The following is a 19,569-nucleotide window of genomic DNA, read 5'->3' as shown; positions in this document are numbered from 1 at the left end:
CGTCGGCTCACGCGAGCGGTCAGCCTGCCGTGGACTCACGCACCACGAGCTCGGGCTGGAACACCACGTGCTCGTGCACGAAATCAGGGCCGCCCTCTGCCTCTCGCAGAAGCAGGTCGACGGCAGTGTTGCCGATCAGCTCGCTCGGCTGGCGGATGGACGACAACGGGACCACTGCCGCAGAGGCGAAGTCGATATCGTCATAGCCGATGAGCGCGATGTCGCGAGGCACACGCACATCGCCCTGCATCATAAGCGCTTGAAGCACCCCAAGGGCAAGGAGGTCGTTCGCCGCGAACACGGCATCCGGCCGTTCTGCCGGCGGCCTCGAGCGGATCTCGTTGCCCGCTGCGCGTCCCTGCAGCACGGTGAGCGAGTCGGTCTCGATCACCTCGAGCGACATGCCGTCGGTTGCTTCGACAGCCCGTCGAGCGCCCGCAAGCCTGTCCGCCACCTGACGGATGCTCGTGGGCCCGCCCACGAACGCGAGGCGCCGCCTGCCGATGTCTGCGAGGTGCTCCGTGGCCAGATACCCGCCGACCACGTCGTCGACGGCGACCGACGAGAAGCTGCGATCGCCCGCATGATGGTCCACGAGCACAACGGGAATACCGTGTCCGCGAAGCCGCTTGAGGCGCGGAAGGTCCTCGGCGACGGGCGAGATGAGCACGCCGTGCACACGCTGCTGCTCGAACAGGTCGAGATAGGCGTTCTCACGGGCAGACGTCTCGTCGCTGTTGCCGAGCAGAATGGTCAATCCGTCTGCCGACGCGCGGTCTTCAGCACCTCGGGCGACGTCAGTGAAAAACGGGTTGCGCACGTCGAGCACAACAAGACCAAGGCTGCTGCTCCGCCCGGCCCGCAGCTGCCTCGCGGCATCGTTGCGCACGAAACCGAGTTTGGTGATCGCCGCCTGCACCTTCTCCACGGTGGCGGGCGCCACCTTGTCTGGCCGGTTCAGCACATTGGACACCGTGCCGACTGAGACCGCCGCCTCATGTGCGACTTCTCTCACACTGGCAACCATCGGTCTCCTCTGTTTCGGCGGCTCCGACGACACTATCGGAGCCAGATGATCACAATTATGAAACGAATCAACCGAATACGCGAACGCTCGCATCGGTCGGGTTGACAGCCCCATAACGACACACCTACATTGAGGGGGTCCGATATGAAACGATTCAGTCCTCAAAGGGGAGGTAGCCCACGATGGAACGTGCAGCAGCCGGCACGACAGGGCCGACAGCCGAGAATGTGCTGTCGCTGACGGGTGCCGCCAAGCGGTTCGGCCCGGTCGTTGCGCTGGCAGACGGGACCATCGAGATCCGCGCAGGCGAGATCCACGCACTGGTCGGCGAGAACGGGGCCGGCAAGTCCACTCTCGTCAAAATCCTCGCCGGCCTCTATCACCCGGACGCAGGTGTGTTCCGAGTCGGTGGCGAGCAGGTGGCGTTCCGTTCGGTCGCAGACAGCAAAGCCGCCGGCATCTCTGTGATCTACCAGGAGCCGACGCTTTTCCCCGACCTGACCGTGGCCGAGAACATCTTCATCGGGCGTCAGCCCCGTGGTGGGTTCGGCCTGATCAGCCGGGGCAGCATGCGCCGCGCCGCGCACAACCTCTTTGAACAGCTCGGCGTGCCGATCGACCCGGATCGCATCGCAGAGGGTCTCTCGATCGCCGACCAGCAGATCATCGAGATCGCGAAGGCGATCTCGCTCGACGCGAGGGTGCTGATCATGGATGAGCCGACAGCCGCCCTCAGCGGAGTAGAGGTGGAACGGCTCTTCGCTGTCGCTCGCAATCTGCGGGAGCGCGGCGCCGGAATTCTCTTCATCTCCCACCGCTTCGACGAAGTCTTCGCGCTCACAGACCGGATCACGGTCATGCGCGACGGCAACTACATCGCGACGCACAACACAAGCTCCGTCACTGTCGAAGAGATCGTGCGCGAGATGGTCGGGCGCGACATCGACCAGTTGTTTCCCAAGGAGGAGGCCGAGATCGGCGCTCCCGTCCTGAGAGTTCAGGGTCTGGCCCGTGCCGGCGTCTTCACCGACATCGACTTCGAGGTGCGTTCGGGTGAGATCGTCGCTCTCGCCGGCCTCGTCGGCGCGGGTCGAACCGAGGTCGCCCGTGCCATCTTCGGTATCGACCCGTACGACGCGGGTTCTGTTGAGATCGGCGGAAAGGCCCTCAAACCGCGCGACCCGCAAGCCGCTATCGACGCGGGCATGGGCTTCGTTCCAGAAGACCGGCGCAAGCAGGGTCTCGTTATGGACCTCTCCGTCGCCCGGAACACGGCGCTCACCCTGCGGAACCGGCTCGCGAGATTCGGTTTGATCAATGGCGGCGAGGAGCAGCGGGTCGCTGCGGAGTGGACGAAGCGGCTGCAGGTCAAGACCGGCTCCCAGGAGTACGCGGTCTCGACACTCTCCGGTGGCAACCAGCAGAAGGTCGTGTTGGCAAAGTGGCTCGCGACAGAGCCGGCATTCCTCATCGTCGACGAGCCCACCCGCGGCATCGACGTCGGCACGAAGGCCGAGGTGCATCGTCTGCTCTCCGACCTCGCCGGGCGAGGCATCGCCATCCTCATGATCTCGTCTGAGCTGCCCGAGGTGCTCGGCATGGCCGACCGGGTGATCGTGATGCACGAAGGCCGCATCAGCGCAGAGATCGATCGGGCCGACGCGACACCGGAGAACGTTATGCACGCCGCGACAGCATCACTGGAGACCACACCGTGACAACCACCTCTGCACCCCCCGCCAAACAACGGTCATCGGCGATGAGGGCGGTACTTCGCGCGCGGGAACTGCCCGTTGCGTTCGCGCTGATCGTCCTCGTTCTCGCGACGTATGCGGCGAACCCCCTCTTCCTCAGCCCACAAGGTGTCAAAGACCTGCTGTTGAACGCGACAATCATGAGCATCCTCGCCGTCGGCCAGGCGCTCGTGATCATCACCCGCAACGTCGATCTCTCGATCGGTTCGATTCTCGGGCTCGTCGCCTTCGGCACGGGAACGATCTTCGCCAACGCGCCAGACATGCCGATTCCCCTCGTTTTTCTCATCGGGCTGGCCTTCGGCGCCGTGCTCGGGGCGTTCAACGGACTGCTCGTCACGGTGGCGAAGGTGCCCGCGCTCGTGATCACTCTCGGAACTCTCTACATCTATCGAGGACTGAACAACGCCTGGGCGGGCGGCACACAGTACTTCGCCGATGACCGGCCGGATGCCTTCGGCGCGCTCTCCGTCAACACCATCGCCGGCTTCCCGGTGATCACCCTTCTCGCCATCGTCGTCGTCGCCGTCGTCGCCGTCTACATGGCACGCACTCGCTCGGGCCGCGACCTCTATGCGATCGGCTCAGATCCCGAGGCCGCCAGGCTGTTCGGCATCCCGGTCTCGCGCAGGGTCTTCCTGGCGTTCCTGACAAACGGCGTGCTCGCGGGGCTGGCCGGTGTGCTCTATGCCTCCCGCTTCAACTCGGTCGGCGCGACCACCGGCACGGGAATGGAACTCGATGTCGTCGCCGCCGCGGTGGTGGGCGGCGTCGCGATCTTCGGCGGCAGCGGCTCGGTGGCGGGTGCGGCGATCGGCGCCGTGCTGCTCACCACCATCACGAGCGCACTCACCGCTCTGCGCGTCGACAAGTTCTGGCAGCAGGCCATAGTCGGTGTGCTCATCCTCTCTGCGATCGTCATCGACCGCATAGCGAGCGCCCGAAGAGCCAAGAAGTTACGAGTGAGCGAGGCCCGCGATGTCTGAGACCACAACAGTGACCACCGGCCCCGACAGCACGAGAGCACTCGCCGCAGAGCCACGGGGGCGCACCGGGCTCGCGCGCATCCTGCTGGGGCGCGACGCCATCATGATCTATGCGCTCATCGCGGTGATCGTCTCGTTTATGATCGCGATCCCGCGATTCGCCTCACCGGTGACGACCGGATTCCTGCTGCTCGACGTCATCCCCGTGCTGCTGATCGCGATGCCGATGACGCTCATCATCATCACCGGCGAGATCGACCTCTCGGTGGCGAGCATCGTCGGCCTCACAAGCGCCCTCATGGGTGTGCTCTGGGAGGCCGGCTGGGACATGCCCATGGTGCTGCTCGTCAGCGTTGTCGTCGGAGCCCTCGCGGGAGCGTTCAACGGCGTTCTGGTCGCGGTCGTCGGCCTGCCGTCGCTCGCCGTCACGATCGGCACACTCGCGCTGTTCCGCGGGCTCGCCCTCGTGGTGATCGGCGACAATGCCGTCGCGAGCTTTCCACCGGAGCTGACCTCGTTCTTCACCTCGAAGCTCGGCACAACGGGGATCCCCACGGTCATGATCGGCGTGCTCATCGTTATCGTGTTCTTCGGAATTCTGCTGCACCTCACGCCGTTCGGCCGCGGGCTCTACGCCCTCGGCTACAGCAAAGAGGCCGCACGCTTTGTGGGCATCAAGGTCGCTCGTGCGAAACTCTGGCTCTATGTCGGCTCTGGCACCGTCTCGGCACTCGCCGGCGTGTTCTGGACGCTTCGCTATTCCAGCGCCCGGTCTGACAACGCAAGCGGGCTCGAGCTGGCCGTCATCGCGGCCGTGCTCCTCGGCGGCGTCTCGATATTCGGAGGCAAGGGCTCGGTTCCCGGTGTGGTCGCCGGAGTGCTGCTGATCGGCATCATCAACTACGCGCTGCGCCTCGGGCGTGTCTCGGATGTGGTGCTCATCATCGTCACCGGGTCGCTCCTGATCGCATCCGTTGTCGCTCCGAGCATCTTCGCGGCGATGGTGAAATGGCGGCACGCCAGCCGATTACGACGAGAAATTCCCCGGGTCTCACCCTCGGGAACACCGAGCGCCTAGCACCGGCGCCGTATCGAAAGGAAGAACAATGGAGTTGAATCGCAATCGTGCTCGAAGAGGCATGGCACGTCGATTGACGACTGTCGCAGCGGTCGCCGCTTCCGTCGCCCTCATCGCCACCGGCTGCGCTGGCGGCGGAGAAGGCGGAGAGGGCGGAGGCTCGGGTGCCGACGGTGATCAGACGATCACATTCATTCCCAAGCAGCTGAACAATCCCTATACAGACGTCGTGCTCGGCGGCGGAGAGACCGGCGCAGACGAAGCCGGTTTCGCGTCGAGCGAGATCGTCGGCCCACTCGACGCGAGCGCCTCGAGTCAGGTCTCGTTCATCAACGCAGAGACCCAGGCGGGCACGAACGTCATAGTGATCGCCGCCAACGACCCTGACGCCGTCTGCTCGGCACTCGAAGAGGCGCGCACCGGTGGTGCGAAGATCGTCGCATTCGACTCCGACACCAATCCGGACTGCCGCGACGTCTTCATCAGCCAGGTCGTCGCCGAGGACGTCGCGAAGATCCAGGTCGAGCTGATCGCCGAGCAGATCGGAGGATCGGGCCAGATCGCCATCCTCTCGGCCACGGCGAACGCGACCAACCAGAACGAGTGGATCGCCTTTATGGAGGAGGAACTCGCCTCGAACCCGGACTACGCAGAGATCGAGCTGGTCGCCAAGGTCTACGGTGACGACGACGACACGAAGTCGTTCCAAGAGGCGCAGGGTCTTATGCAGGCCTACCCCGATCTCAAGGGCATCATCTCGCCCACGACCGTCGGCATCGCGGCTGCCGCGCGCTACCTTTCGACCTCTGAGTACAAGGGCCAGGTCGCGCTGACCGGGCTCGGCCTGCCCAACGAGATGCGTCCGTTTGTGAAAGACGGCACGGTCACCGAGTTCGCGCTCTGGGACCCGGCACAGCTCGGCTATGTCGCCGCGTTCGCCGGCAAGGCGCTCGCCGACGGCACCATCACCGGAGAATCAGGCGAGACGTTCGAAGCCGGCGAGCTCGGCGAGCGCGAGATCGGCGAGGGCGGCGTGGTCATCGTCGGCCCGCCCACCGTGTTCAATGCCGACAACATCGACGACTACGACTTCTAGTCGTCGAGCGACGGGGGCGGATGCTCACGCGAGCTCTTGCCTGGGCTCCGCCCCCGTTGCGTCATCCGCCTGAAGAGTAGGGACTGAAATATGAGGAGTAACCGCAATGCCTGACGCACTCACAAACGATGTGGGCGCACTGCTGCCGCCCAAGCAGCGACGGAAGACCCGGATCGGCCTCGTCTCGGGGGGCCTGGGGGCGTACTGGCCCCAATTCCCCGACCTGCTGCCGCAGTTGCAGGACTCCGCTCGCTATGTGACCGGGCGGTTCAACGACCTCGACGCCGAGGTCGTTGATGCGGGCTTCGTCTCTGACGCCCAGGAGGCCAACACCGCTGCTGAGAAACTGCGGGTGGCGGACTGCGACATCATCGTCATCTTTCTCGCGACCTACCTCACGAGTTCGATGGTGCTGCCGATCGCCCAGAAGGCCAAGACCCCGGTTCTTGTGCTCGACCTGCAGCCGACCGAGGCGATGGACCACGCGAACGTCGACACGGGCAAGTGGCTCGCCTATTGCGGCCAGTGCCCGGTGCCAGAGGTGGCGAACGTCTTTCGTCGCGCGGGCATCCCTTTCCGGTCGGTCTCTGGGCACCTTCGCCAAGACAGCGCCTGGCAGCGGATCGACCGCTGGGTGCACGCCGCCGGGGTTCGAGGCGCCCTCCGCAACGCCAGGCATGGCCTCATGGGTCATCTCTACCCCGGCATGCTCGATGTCTCGACCGACCTCACCACGGTGTCGACGACGTTCGGCTCACACGTCGAGGTTCTCGAGTTCGACGATCTGCGCGAGCGGGTCAACGTCGTGACGGACGCCGAGGTCGCCGAGCGCATGGACCTCGCACGCAAGCTCTTCACTCTCGACGAATCCGTGAATGACGAGGACTTCGCGTGGGGAGCCAAGGTCTCGGTCGGGCTCGACAGACTCGTCGACGACTTCGACCTCGACACCGTCGCCTATTACCACCGCGGCCTCGCCGGCGAGCAGCACGAGCGCCTCGGTGCGGGAATGATCCTCGGCTCGTCGATTCTCACGGCACGTGGCGTGCCGATGGCCGGTGAGTATGAATTGCGCACCTCGATCGCGCAGCTCGTCGGGCAGTCGCTCGGAGCCGGCGGTTCGTTCACCGAGATCCAGGCCCTGAACTTCTTCGACAACGTCGTCGAGATGGGCCACGACGGCCCGGCACACCTCGCGGTCAGCGCAGGCGATCCGCTGTTGCGCGGCCTCGGTGTCTATCACGGCAAACGCGGCTGGGGGGTGTCCGTCGAGTTCGACGTCAAGCATGGCCCGGTCACGACACTCGGCCTCGGGCAGGACCACAACGGTTCCTACGTGCTCGTCACGTCAGAGGGCGAGGTCGTTCCCGGCCCTCTGCTCGCGATCGGCAACACGACGAGCCGGGTCGACTTCGGAATGGACCCCGGTCTCTGGGTCGACGAGTGGAGCCAGACCGGCATCGGCCATCACTGGGCACTCTGTGTCGGTCATCGTGCAGGAGACGTCGCCGCGGCGGCGAGCCTGCTCGGCATCGAACACCGCCACGTGTCGGCCTGAGCGCGTCACAACATCGAGAACGAGATCGGCAGGAACCCATGGAACCCACAGACCGCCTTCTGAGAGGAGGCCGGAGATGAACGCGAACCGCAACACCCGTGTCTGCTTCCAGCTCCAGGTCAGACCGGACCGACTCGCGGAGTACCGCGAGCGACACGCTGCCGTATGGCCAGAGATGCTGCGGGCGCTGAAATCGACGGGCTGGAACAACTATTCGCTGTTCGTGCGCGACGACGGCCTTCTCATCGGCTACGTCGAGACGCCGTCGCTCGAAGCCGCGCAGGCCGGCATGGCGAAGACCGATGTGAACGCGCGCTGGCAAGCCGAGATGAGCCAGTTCTTCGTCGAACTCGATGGCGCACCAGACACCGGGTTCCTTCAACTGACAGAGGTGTTTCACCTCGAAGACCAACTCGCGGCACTCGACGAGACAGAAACAGAAAGCGACGCATCGTGAGCATCCTCACCACCGACATCCTCACCCGGCTTGAGAAGCAGGCCATCGAACTCCCGTCGTGGGCGTTCGGGAACTCGGGAACCCGTTTCAAGGTCTTCTCGACCCCCGGGACACCTCGCGCCATTCACGAGAAGCTCGCAGACGCCGCCAAGGTCAACGAGCTCACAGCCCTTGCTCCCAAGGTCGCTCTGCACATTCCCTGGGACAAGGTCGACGACTACTCAGCACTTCGCGAGCACGCGAACGGACTCGGCGTCGAGCTCGGCACGGTCAATTCGAACACCTTCCAAGACGACGTCTACAAGTTCGGGTCGCTCACACATTCTGACCCGGCAGTGCGCCGCAAGGCCATCGACACGCACTTCGAGTGCATCGACATCATGCACCAGACCGGTTCGCAGGATCTCAAGATCTGGCTCGCAGACGGCACGAACTATCCGGGGCAGGGCGACATCCGCTCACGTCAGGATCGACTCGCCGACTCGCTGCAGCAGATCTATGACCGTCTCGGCGACGAACAGCGCCTGGTGCTCGAGTACAAGTTCTTCGAGCCGGCTTTCTACCACACGGATGTTCCCGACTGGGGAACCTCGTATGCCCAGGTCTCGGCGCTGGGCGACAGGGCGATGGTCTGCCTCGACACCGGACACCATGCGCCAGGCACCAACATCGAGTTCATCGTCGCCCAGCTTCTGCGGCTCGGCAAGCTGGGCTCGTTCGACTTCAACTCACGCTTCTATGCGGATGACGACCTCATCGTCGGCGCGGCAGACCCGTTCCAGCTGTTCCGCATCCTCTACGAGGTCGTGCGCGGGGGCGGGCTCGCCGACGATTCGCCCGTCGCGTTTATGCTCGACCAGTGCCACAACGTCGAAGACAAGATCCCCGGCCAGATCCGCTCGGTGCTCAACGTGCAGGAGATGACTGCCCGCGCACTGCTCGTCGACAGGAGAGCCCTTTCCGACGCACAGGATGCCGGCGACGTGCTCGGCGCCAACGGCATCCTCATGGACGCCTTCTACACCGATGTGCGACCCGCCCTCGCCGAATGGCGAGAGTCGCGAGGGCTGCCCGCCGACCCGATGACGGCATACGACCGGTCCGGCTACCAGCAGAGGATCGCGGCAGAGCGCGTCGGTGGCCAGCAGGCCGGCTGGGGCGCGTAGACCCGGAGTGAGCCGGAGGGTGTGGCGGCTCTTTTCGCCCCTCACACCCTCCGCGCGCTCAGATCGACAGCCGCTGCTGGATGAGCGGGCAGGTGAAGGGGTCTTTTTCGCCGAGCCCGACCCTGTTGATGTAGCGGATCACTATGCGGTAGCTCTCGAAGAGCCCGGTCTGCGTATACGGAACGCCGGCCTTTCGACAGTAGTCCGCGATGAGGGGTGCGGCCCTGCGCAGGTGCGGCCTGGGCATGGACGGGAAGAGGTGGTGTTCGATCTGGTAGTTGAGTCCTCCTATCAGGGTGTCGAGCACACGATTCCCCCGGATGTTGCGGCTCATCATCACCTGTCGCCGCAGGAAGTCGAGCTTCGCGTCTTTCGGAACCAGCGGCATCCCCTTGTGGTTCGGTGCGAACGACGCTCCCATGTAGAACCCGAACACCCCCAGCTGCACCGCGAGGAACGCCACGGCGACACCCGGCGAGAGCACAACGAAGACAAGGGTGATGAAACCTGCGAGGCGCACGGTGAGGAACACGATCTCAACCCAGCGATGTTTGACCGGTTCCGGCGAGAGAACCCGCTTGACGCTTGAGGCGTGCAGGGCGATGCCCTCGAGAAGGAGGATGGGAAAGAAGAAAACGCCCTGGTGAGCGATGAGCCACGATGTGACGCGGTTGCGTCGCCGCTGTGCCTGTTCCGGGGTGACCGACACCACCGGTATCTCGATGTCGGGGTCAGACCCCTGTTTGTTCGGGTTGGCGTGGTGCCTGGTGTGCTTGTGCTGCCACCAGCCGTAGCTCATGCCGATGAAGAGGTCGCCGACGATCAGGCTCGTCCAGTCGTTCCATTTTCCCGAACGAAAGATCTGGCGGTGAGCGGCGTCGTGGCCGAGAAAAGCCGTCTGTGTGAACAGCACGGCGAAGAGCACAGCTGTGAGCAACTGCCACCAGGTGTCGCCGATCCAGACGAACAGGGCAATGGCCGCCGCATATGCGATCGGTACCGCTATCAGCTTCGCCCAGTAGTACCCGTACCGTCGCCTCATCAGACCCGCATCGTGGATGAGCCGCGCCAGCTCGGTGAACTCGCTGTTGACCCGCCCCGTCGATCGTTTCTTCGTGTTCTCTGCAGGGTTCGTGTTCTCTGCAGGGTTCGTGTTCTCTGCAGGGTTCGTGTTCTCTGTTGTGCTGCTGCTGCCGATCGCCGTCATCGCTTGATACTCCCGTTGCCGCACTGCGCTCCAGAGCAGTGTTCGTCACCCGTTGTGGTTTCCTCTGACGCTAGGTCGGTGTTGCACGTCGACTCAACCACTGGTCGAGAGCGGCCCATCGCGGTATGGTGCACGCTCACGCTCGAGGTGTCCTCACGTACCAGCCGATGGTGACGAGCGGCAGCAGCTGCGAGAGAACTGACCCGAACGCCGAGGCGGCGGCACACGGTGCTCGTCGGCTCCACGCCGAACATGGTTGTGCCCCGTCTCGCATGAGACGGGGCACAACCAGGTGTACTCCTCGGTCAGCTCTACAGCTGGCCTCGGTCAGCTCTGCAGCTGGTCGGTGCTCTCACGTCGCCGGCGTGTGATGATCAGCGCTCCCCCTCCGAGGATGAGCAGGGTGAGGGCTCCGAAGATCACGGGCCAGGCGAGGTCACCACCTGTGGATGCCAGTGGTGGCGGCGTCCGGTGGGTGGTCGTGCAGACACCGTCGGGGTCGCACAACGCTCGCGGGTCGTTGCTGGTCACAACGTTGAGCAGCGTGTTGTCGCCCTCCGCGGTGACCGTGACCCGGTAGCTGACGGTCACGACCTGACCCACGGCGAGGTCACCGTTCCAGGTGAGCGTGTTGCCGGAGCGGGCCACGGTGCCGGATGTCGCCGACTCGCCCCCGTTCCAGCTCGCGTCATCGAGAACATCCGTCAGGTCATCGGTCACTGTCGCACCGGTGACCGAACCCTCACCGCGCTGGGTGATCGTGAGTGTGTAGGTGACCACGTCGCCGACGTCAACACTGGTGCCCGACTTCGGGTCCGCGACCTTGTTATAGACATACCCACCGGTCTTGTGGATCGTGCGGCAGTCCTCGGTCTGGTCCGGAGCAGGAACACACTCGCCCGTGCCCGTGACGACGTTCGCCAGGGTTGTGTTCCCTGCACCGGTCACGGTGACCGAGTAGGTGATCGTGACGAGTTCACCGACACCGACATCGCCGGTCCAGGTGAGGGTTGTGCCGTCGAGGGCAACCGTGCCGACAGACGCTGTCGCGTCATCGTTCCAGGTCGCATCGTCGAGCACATCCGACAGGTCGTCTGTCAGCTCTGCCGTGACGCCGGCCGGGCCCACCTGGGTTCCGGTGACCGTGTAGGTGATCGTCTCACCCACCGAGACATCGGAGTTGTGAACCGGATCGGCCATCTTCGAGTACTCGAACCGGCCCGTCAGGTGCGACGTCTTGCAATCCGGGGTCTGATCCGCGGCCGGCACACACTCACCGAGCTCGCCCGGCGTGACCTGGTTGTTCAGGAACATGTCGCCTTCGGCGTTGACCTCCACCGTGTAGGTGATGGTCACGACCTGGCCGACGGCGAGATCTCCCGTCCAGTCCAGAACCTCGGTTGCGGGATCGAACGTCGCCGTGCCGGAATCCGCGTTGAGGGTGTCCTGCCAGGCCGCGTCGTCGAGCACATCCGACAGATCATCGGTCGCCGTCGCAGCCGTGACCGAACCCGGCCCGCGCTGTGACACCGTCACCGTGTAGGTGATGACGCCGTCGACCGGAACATCGGAACCCGAGGCCGGGTCCGACATCTTCGAGACCGTGTAGTCACCCGTGCGGTGAATGGTGGTGCAGTCCGCCGGATCAACACATCCGTCGCTGGTCACCACGTTCTCCAGGGTCATGTCGCCGTCGCCGGTCACCGTGACCGAATAGGTCACCGTCACCACGTCACCGACACCGAGGTCACCAGACCAGTCGACGATCGGTTCGGCGTAAGACGCCGACCCGCCGTCGAAGGCGAGAGTGTCGTCCCAGGTCGCGTCATCGAGCACCGCGGTCAGATCGTCTGTGAACGCAGCGTCTTCGACAGGGCCCTCACCGATCTGCGTGACGGTCACGGTGTATTCGACCGTCTCACCGATCTGCACATCGCTGCCAGACACCGGATCAGACGACTTCACCGTCTCGTACCGGCCCGTCTTGTGCTCCGTGACACAGTCACCCGGCTCTTCACAACCCGGAGACTGAACCGTGTTCCCGATGACCGTGTCACCCGCTGCCGTGACCGTCACCGAGTACGTCACGATCGCAACATCACCAGGGCCGAGGTCCGCGGTCCACGAGATCAGACCCGTCGCCGGATCAAATGTCGCGGTCCCGAGCGTCGCGTTGAGGTCATCGTTGAACGTGGCGTCGTCGAGCACATCTGCCAGGTCGTCGTTGAAGAACTGACCGACAACACGACCCTCACCCGACTGGGTGACCGTGATCGTGTACTCGATCTCCTGACCCGCCTGCACATCCGTGCCGCTCGCCGGGTTCGCCGTCTTCACCGTCGTGTAGGTCGCCGTGTAGTGCTCCGTCTCACAGACATCCTGCGAAGCGCAGCCCTCACTCGTGACCACATTGTGCAGGTGCGTGTCACCCGCACCGGTCACCGTGACGACATACGTGATCGTGACCACGTCACCGACCGCAAGATCACCAGACCAACTCAGCTGCTCGGTCGCCGGATCGAACCCGACGGTGCCGGCACTCGCGTCCAGCTCATCGTTCCAGGTGGCGTCGTCGAGCACATCGGAGAGGTCGTCGACCAGCGAGGCGTTCTCATACGCGGCCTTGCCGATCTGAGTCACCGTGACCGTGTACTCGATCTCGGAACCCTCGTCCACGTTCGACATGTCAGCCGGGTCAGAGGTCTTCACCACCGAGAAGTCAGCGACCTCGTGCTCGACCGGCGGGCACCCGCCGTCAGCACAACCCGGGCTCTCCACACCGTTCTCGAGAAAGTAGCTTCCCTCCGCAGCAAGCGCGGCCGAGTCCTTCACGATCACCGTGTAGCTGATCAACGCGACCTGACCGACCGGAATCGTCCCAGACCACGAGATCACGTCACCGTTCAACGTCGCCGTGCCGATCGAAGCCGTCACCACACCATCGAGCGTCGCATCGTCCAGCACATCGGCCAGAGTGTCCGTGAACTCGGCAACAGCCGGAGCATCACCCTCCTGCGTCACCGCGATCGTGTACGTGATCGAATCACCCGGGCGAACGGTCTCACCCGATGCCGGAACCGACGACTTCTCAGTCGAGTAGTTCGTGACGATCACGCCAGCCGGATCACAGGGGATCGTCGGGGCATCAGCGTCAGGCGGGGTCGCAGCGGTGCCGCAGGCGGTGTTGACGATGTTTCCGCCACCGGTCAGCGTCACCGTGTACTCGTGCGTCTGCGACTCGCCCCGTGCGAGTGAGTCGACGGTGAACGTTCCCTCGGGGAACAGGTCGTCCGTGATCTCGAGATCGGTCACCGTGCCCTGGCCGATGTTCTCCACAACGATCCGGTAGTTCACCTCGTCGCCGACCCGATAGGACGGGTAGTCAGCGATCGTGTTGGCATCGTGCCAGTCGCCGTCTGCATCCTGCACGTACTTCTTGAGGTTGACGGCGTAGCAGCTGGCGATCTCGGCGATGGCGGAGGACAGCATCGGCAACGCCGTGTGTCCCGCGTATGAGCTGGCCGAGTTCACCAGAATCTGCCCGGGCTTGTTGTCACCCGCCGCAGGTTCCTCGCAGCTGCTCCCGGCAGGTGTGTCGAACTCGATGCGGATCGTCTGAGTCGCACCGGGCGCGAGCTCCGGGGCGATCACACGGATCGCCGTCGGATTCGGAATGGCTGTCGTCGACCAGCCCACCGTATTTCCGGCAACCGAACCGGGTGTGCCACCGTTCGACGCGTCACGCGGGTCGTTGCTCACGGAGCCGATCGGTTCCGACGTGTAGTAGACCGTCGAGCCGGCCGGCGCATCAACGCCGGTGACGGTGTACGTGCCATCGATATCCGTGCCGCGGCCGTCGCCGACCGCGGGCAGGATGTCGATCGTGTCGGTGAACTCGTTCGTCACCGGATCCTGCGAGTTGATCGTCAGCACCCACGCGGAGCTGTCGCCATCGAAGGAGAGCACGTTCGCCTCGACCGACTTGCCGAAGATCGTGGCGGATGCGCTCGGCACGGTGACTGTCGCGCTCGCCGTTCGTCCCGGGGTGTTCGCCGGCCGGTTGTCGCCGACCGTGTTGATCACGGCGGTGTTCGTGAGCCTCGTTCCCGGCGTGATGACGCTGTCCGCCGGGCGCTGGGCCTGATACCGGATCGTCTGGAACACGTTCGGAGCCACGTCGACGAAGTCCCACGTGAGTGTCCGGCCATCGGTGCTGACGCTCGTCGGAGCAGGCTCGGCTGAGCCGGGCACGTAGACCATTCCTTCCGGAAGCGTGTCGACGACGGTGAAGGTCGCCGGCGGCGGGCTCGTCACGAGGTTCTGCGCCTGAGCGCGGAGTGTGTAGGTCACCGGCACGCCCGGCTGCGCCGTGGTGTCGGAGACGACCTTCTCGATCAGGCCCTGGGCCCCCTGCAGGCGGTAGACATCACGCGAGGAGTTTGTGTTCGGGCCATATGTGCTGCCCGGAATGACCGTCCCGCCGGGACCGGTGCTGAGGTTGATGTAGTTGTTCAGCGTCGGATAGCCGGGCCAGCGGGCGGCGACGTCATACGGCGCATTAAACGCTCCGACGGTCCACCCCTCGCCGGAGGTCGGCGCGGCCGGGTCGATGTAGCCGAAGACACGGAGGAAGCCCATTTCAGACGTGTCCACAGCGGGGTTCCAGGTCATCTTCACACCGGTCACGCCGGCGGGGAGGTCCATCAGGATGTCGCTGGCGATGCGAGGGTCGGTGAGGGAATGACCGGCCGGTGGCACGACCTCGATCCACTTCGCGCTCGGCGCCGCCTCACCACAGGTCTCGGTCTTTGTGTCGATCGCCTGGGTGGTGTAGAAGAACCGGGCGGTCTCGTAGTTCTCGTACCCGTCAAGACCGCCGCCGTTCCAGCCGCCGCCCTCGAACGAGGTCGGGACGAATGCGGGGTTCTGGTTCATCGTGCACGCGCCGGCCATCTGCGGACCGCCTGGACCTGCGTAGCCGTTCCACGCCTGGATGTTGGCCTGGTGGTACAGAGGGAGCGTCGACTGCGCGGTGCCGTTGGCGACTGCCTCGTTCCAGTCGTCCTCGTTGTCGATGCCAGGCTGCGGCAGCGTCACGTCGGCGCTCGTCCCCGGGCTCACCCACAGGTTCGGGTCCCAGGGGGTCCGCGAAGCGGCGGGGGTTCCGGACCATGCGTTGCTGAACCCGCCTGGCGGGGTGAGCGTGGCGCTCGAGACGTTGTTGTCGGGGTTTCCGTCTGGCTCAGACACACCGTCATCGAAGACGAAGGCGCCCGGAGCGGCGGTGAACGTGTAGGTGGTGATGTCCGTCACAGCGGTAGGAATGCTGAACTGCACGGTCCCCGACGCGATGTAGACGCCGTTGCCCGGGAGCGGCTGCCCCATGCTGTCATTGACCGGCGCATTGACCAGCGTGTAGTCGAGGTCCGAGAGCGAGACGGTGTAGGTGGTCCCCGTGCCGCTCACACTGCACGTCGGGAAGTTGGTGCGGTCGCCCTCTGCGGGGTCGGAGTAGGGCTGACCCGTCGATCGCGACGAGTTGCTGACCGGCAGGCAGTTCTCCCACGCGAGCCCGTTGGTTGTCCCAGCGATGTTCGAGCTGATCGTCACCGGGAACGAGTAGCTCTCGGGCCCTGGGCGGCTGCCCGCATCCAGAATGAGCGAGTAGTTCATCTGGAGGAACGGGCGGTTGCCGCCGAGGCGGCTCTCGCCGGCAAAACCCTGACCGCCCACGCCAGGGGCCTGGTAGAGCGACAGGTCCATGCCGTGCGCATACGTGATCGGCAGGGGGCCGGGATCCGCGGGTCCTGCTTCGGCGACGGCGGAGTCCGAGGTCGCGGTGCCGACGGCGGTGAGATTGCCGCCTTCGGTCGATGTGGCACGCACCGGGGCCTGGATGACCGACGCGGTGCCCTCCGTGATCGTGCCGAGGTTGCAGAGCAGCGTGGTGCCATCTGCCGAGATCTCGGAGACGGGCGTCACATCTTTGGTCTTACACACCTGGGGGATGCTGGTGAAGGCGCCGTTGCCCACGGTCAGGGTGGCGCGCACGTTGTCGACAGGTTCGTTGGAGTACGGGTCGTCCACGTCGTTGGTGTTGACGTGCCACTCCGCCGTCACCGGCTGGCCGTACGGCGCCTCCGTCGGCACCGGGTCGCCGACCCAGTTGGCGGTGATCTCGTGGACGGACGCGGGAGCAGCCCACGCCGGACCCGAGGTGAACGTGCCCACCCCGACCATCGCGATGGCGGCGAGGATCGCCATGACCCTGCGCGGTCGGAGCACGAGTGCCCGCCCTGAGTCGTCTGTGCGTTGTCCCCCACCGAACAGCATTCTTAGCCGGTTCAATTCAGTCCCCTCTGATACAGCTCATGCCCGAACATGTGCATACCATGCGGTGGCAGCGCCACTCTGATGCGTATGCACGAACGGTTTCCTTCACCGTTCTTAGCAGTCTGGGAATGTCGCCAACGCGGTTTTCAACCTCGAATCACCCATAGCTCACCCACAGCTCTCCCCTAGAGCTCACCCATAAACCCCATAGAGCTCACCCACAAACATGAGTGCCGCAAGCGGTCATACCCGTGGCAGAAATCCCAGTTCGTGAGCGCGCGCGACGGCGGCTTCGCGATCTCGAACACCCAGCTTCGCGTAGATCGCCGCCGACTGTGTCTTCACGGTGTTCGTCGAGACCGTCAGCGCCTGCGCAATGCCCGCCAGGGTCGCGTGTCTCGTCATCTGGTCGAGCACAGCACGTTCCCTCGGTGAGAGCTCGATGAACTCCGCATGTTCCGGAAACCTGGTTCCCTTCGCCGCCAGATGAGCTTCGAGCGCATCGGGCAGCACCATGCCGGCGACGCCGGCGAGCGCGCGCAGAGACGGTTCGGGTATCACGAGGTAGGGATACAGCGTCTGAGACTCTTCGGCGAGCATGATCGCCCGCAGGAACGATTCGACGGCCGTTCCCTCTGCACCGAGCCGAAGCGCCGCACATGCGCGGGCCATCAACAGCTCTGCCCGATCTCGCGGCGGAAGATCCTGAAACCAGACCGCTGCAGATGCGAGCCGCAGGGCCACCTCGTTGTCGCCGACCATCAGCGCGAAGGTCGCAGACGGCAGGCGCAACCAGGGCAGATCCGCCGCACCGACCTCACTGGAGCGCCCGGTGGAGAACGCTCGAAAACGTGCAGCCGCATCATCGAGATACCGCCGTGCGCGGTTGGCCTCGCCCATGGCCAGAAGGGCGTCAGCCGTGCACCGTTCGACAAGTCGTGCGGCCAGCCGGTCGTCGACCATCTCGTCCGCATGCACGGCGGCCAGGTGTGCAAGCTGTTCGTATGCCGTCACCGGCTCACCGAAGGCGAGGCGATACGACGTCTGGGCGAGTGCGACGAACGGCCAGAGCTCGCCCAGCTGGGCCTCGGTGCCCAGCTGGGCGATGGCCCGCGGGGACTCCACCCGGTCGAGCCGGGCCACGGCCATGAGTGCTTCGGCGATTCGGGCGGGCAGCATGGTCTGCCTGTCGAGCTCGTCATCGATCTCACCCACCGGTCGTGCGAGATCGATCCAATACTGCACCTGCGACGCATCACCGACGGTGCTGTGCAAGAGTGCCAGATGCCCGGCGGCGGACGACGCGATCCATCGGGTCTCGGGCGTCTTCGCCGCCGAATAGGCGCGCTGCATCGTCTGGATCGCCTGCACGGAATCACCGACGAGCAGCAGTGTCTTCGCGCGCTGCAGCAAGAACCAGGCACGACGCATCGGCACCGGCGCCACACCCCTGCGCCGGGCGTGCTGGAGCTGCTTCGAGAGCCGCTCATCGATCGCCAGGGCGTCGGCGAGCCGCCCCTGGGTCCTGCGCGCTGAGATCTGGGCGCTGAACGCGGCGGTGATCTCATCGATGCCCGATGTGTGACCGAGGTGGGAGACAAGGGAGTCTGCGATGTCTTCGAGCGAGCTGCGGTCGCCTTGTGCGGGCGCGGTTGCCTCTGAAGCGAGAAACTCGTGCGCCGCGAGCTGGAGTATGGGCGCAGCCGCGAACGCCGTGTTCGGCAGGTTGTCATAGACACGTCGTGTCTGCACGGGGTAGGCCTGCAGGAGCATCAGTGCGTGTTTCAGCCACAGCTCGCCCAGCAGCTGCCAGTGCTTGCCCGCTCTGGCATGCTCGAGCACGAGGTCGAACGCGATGCCCTCGCCGTCGTTGTACAGGGCTTCGGCGAACTGGCGGTGTATTCGCCCTGCTTCGCCCGGCTGGGAGTCGGTGAAGTGCTCGGCGAGGGCGCTGCGAACGAGGGACGGAAACCGCCAGTAACTCGCCCCGTCCGGCGCGATGACCTCGTCGAGCAATCCCTGGTCGCGCATCAGCCGCGCCGTGTTCCGCCCTCCGGTCCCCACAACGTCCAGATGCTCAGGGCGGATGACGGGAGCCGCGAGCGACAGCCGCATAACGTGTTGTGCGGTCTTCGCCTCGCCGATCGACGGAAGCACAACATCCGCGATGTATGAGCCGGTCACACCGGAACCTGGATCGGTCCGTTCGTCGAAGGACGGTGAGCCGAGAACACGTCTCGAGAGCTCGAGCCATCCGCCCGTCATCTGCGTCAGTCTGTCTGCCGTCGACGGTGTGAGGTGAAAACCCCACGAGCGCGCGAGCGAAACCAGTTCGTCTGCGGTGGCGGCGAGTGTGCCTGCGGTGATGTGGTCCACCTCCACGCCGTAGTCGGCAGCGGTGTCGACGAGCGGGTGCGGCATCCTGCTGATGGCGACGACGTGCACGTTCACGGCGTCGCCGAGCAGCCCGGCCACGGCGTTGAGGGCGCCCTCATCCGTCACCCGCCCGAACCGGTCGAGCACCACGATGATGCGGCGGTCCCCCATCGACGCGAGAGCGGTGGCAAGTGGCACGGTGTGCGCGTCGGAATCCCCCTCTGCCAACGGGAGCAGACCAGAGATCACAAAGCTCTGGGTGAGCGCGGCGGTGAGCGCGCCAGGCTCGTTTATGTCGGGCGTGCAGCGAACCCACACAACGGCGTCACCTCGATCGTGGCGATGGCGCGCCCAGAGGGCTGCCGCAACCGTCTTGCCGTATCCGGGCGGTGCCTGCACGAACGTGAGCGCAGCGAGTCTGTCGAGCCGCTCGGTCATGCGCTCACGGACGACAACCCGCTCCGAGAGTCGGGGGAGGCTCGCGAGAGAGGGGCGATCGTGCGACCTGTGCACGCCGGAGACTCTCCCCAC

Annotated in this window: 11 protein-coding genes; 7 read left to right on the top strand and 4 right to left on the bottom strand. The window is 65.0% G+C overall.

The window, feature by feature from the left end:
- Window positions 1-19: 19 nt before the first annotated feature.
- Window positions 20-1,027 carry a LacI family DNA-binding transcriptional regulator gene (locus ACYVF5_RS01945; RefSeq protein WP_460942756.1) on the bottom strand — a complete coding sequence of 336 codons (1,008 nt, stop codon included), beginning with the start codon at window positions 1,025-1,027 and terminating at the stop codon, window positions 20-22.
- A gap of 182 nt (window positions 1,028-1,209) precedes the next feature.
- On the opposite strand from ACYVF5_RS01945, the gene ACYVF5_RS01940 reads away from it, so the two are divergent.
- The 7 genes from ACYVF5_RS01940 (at window position 1,210) to rhaI (ending at window position 9,122) form a co-directional block, all read left to right on the top strand.
- Entirely contained in the window at window positions 1,210-2,745 is a 1,536-nt protein-coding gene (locus ACYVF5_RS01940) for a sugar ABC transporter ATP-binding protein (RefSeq protein ID WP_460942754.1), read from the top strand.
- Window positions 2,746-2,786: 41 nt separating this feature from the next.
- The gene (locus ACYVF5_RS01935) at window positions 2,787-3,767 is read left to right on the top strand and encodes an ABC transporter permease (protein WP_460942752.1); all 981 of its coding nucleotides are present in this window, start codon (window positions 2,787-2,789) and stop codon (window positions 3,765-3,767) included.
- Window positions 3,760-4,845: an ABC transporter permease gene (locus tag ACYVF5_RS01930; RefSeq protein WP_460942750.1), complete on the top strand. Its 1,086-nt coding sequence runs from the start codon at window positions 3,760-3,762 to the stop codon at window positions 4,843-4,845. The genes ACYVF5_RS01935 and ACYVF5_RS01930 overlap by 8 nt, the downstream gene beginning before the upstream one ends.
- Window positions 4,846-4,873: 28 nt before the next feature.
- On the top strand, window positions 4,874-5,941 hold the full coding sequence (rhaS, locus tag ACYVF5_RS01925) for a rhamnose ABC transporter substrate-binding protein (protein ID WP_460942748.1): 1,068 nt from the start codon (window positions 4,874-4,876) through the stop codon (window positions 5,939-5,941).
- Window positions 5,942-6,047: 106 nt separating this feature from the next.
- The gene (locus ACYVF5_RS01920) at window positions 6,048-7,499 is read left to right on the top strand and encodes an arabinose isomerase (protein WP_460942746.1); all 1,452 of its coding nucleotides are present in this window, start codon (window positions 6,048-6,050) and stop codon (window positions 7,497-7,499) included.
- Window positions 7,500-7,575: 76 nt separating this feature from the next.
- Window positions 7,576-7,956, top strand: coding sequence for an L-rhamnose mutarotase (locus tag ACYVF5_RS01915; RefSeq protein WP_460942744.1), 381 nt, complete (start codon window positions 7,576-7,578; stop codon window positions 7,954-7,956).
- Complete coding sequence (rhaI, locus tag ACYVF5_RS01910; RefSeq protein WP_460942742.1) at window positions 7,953-9,122, top strand: L-rhamnose isomerase; 1,170 nt, start codon at window positions 7,953-7,955, stop codon at window positions 9,120-9,122. Before ACYVF5_RS01915 ends, rhaI begins: the two co-directional genes overlap by 4 nt.
- 58 nt (window positions 9,123-9,180) lie before the next feature.
- On the opposite strand, the gene ACYVF5_RS01905 is transcribed toward rhaI, so the two are convergent.
- From ACYVF5_RS01905 to ACYVF5_RS01895, 3 genes are all read right to left on the bottom strand, one after another.
- Complete coding sequence (locus ACYVF5_RS01905) at window positions 9,181-10,329, bottom strand: fatty acid desaturase family protein (RefSeq protein WP_460942740.1); 1,149 nt, start codon at window positions 10,327-10,329, stop codon at window positions 9,181-9,183.
- Window positions 10,330-10,656: 327 nt separating this feature from the next.
- A complete protein-coding gene (locus tag ACYVF5_RS01900) occupies window positions 10,657-16,614 on the bottom strand; it encodes a DUF7927 domain-containing protein (RefSeq protein ID WP_460942738.1) in 5,958 nt (1,985 codons plus the stop codon).
- Between the two features lie 291 nt (window positions 16,615-16,905).
- Window positions 16,906-19,476 carry a helix-turn-helix transcriptional regulator gene (locus ACYVF5_RS01895; protein WP_460942736.1) on the bottom strand — a complete coding sequence of 857 codons (2,571 nt, stop codon included), beginning with the start codon at window positions 19,474-19,476 and terminating at the stop codon, window positions 16,906-16,908.
- Window positions 19,477-19,569: the final 93 nt, after the last annotated feature.

Source organism: Okibacterium endophyticum (assembly GCF_054780075.1).
The sequence above is the reverse complement of the archived record's forward strand: the minus strand, read 5'-3'. Positions and strand labels throughout refer to the sequence as shown.

Bases quoted from the DNA above. Each gene is read 5' to 3' on its own strand.
- ACYVF5_RS01945 (WP_460942756.1), bottom strand. From the start codon at position 1,027: ATGGTTGCCAGTGTGAGAGAAGTCGCACATGAGGCGGCGGTCTCAGTC.
- ACYVF5_RS01940 (WP_460942754.1), top strand. From the start codon at position 1,210: ATGGAACGTGCAGCAGCCGGCACGACAGGGCCGACAGCCGAGAATGTG.
- ACYVF5_RS01935 (WP_460942752.1), top strand. From the start codon at position 2,787: ATGAGGGCGGTACTTCGCGCGCGGGAACTGCCCGTTGCGTTCGCGCTG.
- ACYVF5_RS01930 (WP_460942750.1), top strand. From the start codon at position 3,760: ATGTCTGAGACCACAACAGTGACCACCGGCCCCGACAGCACGAGAGCA.
- rhaS (WP_460942748.1), top strand. From the start codon at position 4,874: ATGGAGTTGAATCGCAATCGTGCTCGAAGAGGCATGGCACGTCGATTG.
- ACYVF5_RS01920 (WP_460942746.1), top strand. From the start codon at position 6,048: ATGCCTGACGCACTCACAAACGATGTGGGCGCACTGCTGCCGCCCAAG.
- ACYVF5_RS01915 (WP_460942744.1), top strand. From the start codon at position 7,576: ATGAACGCGAACCGCAACACCCGTGTCTGCTTCCAGCTCCAGGTCAGA.
- ACYVF5_RS01905 (WP_460942740.1), bottom strand. From the start codon at position 10,329: ATGACGGCGATCGGCAGCAGCAGCACAACAGAGAACACGAACCCTGCA.
- ACYVF5_RS01895 (WP_460942736.1), bottom strand. From the start codon at position 19,476: ATGACCGAGCGGCTCGACAGACTCGCTGCGCTCACGTTCGTGCAGGCA.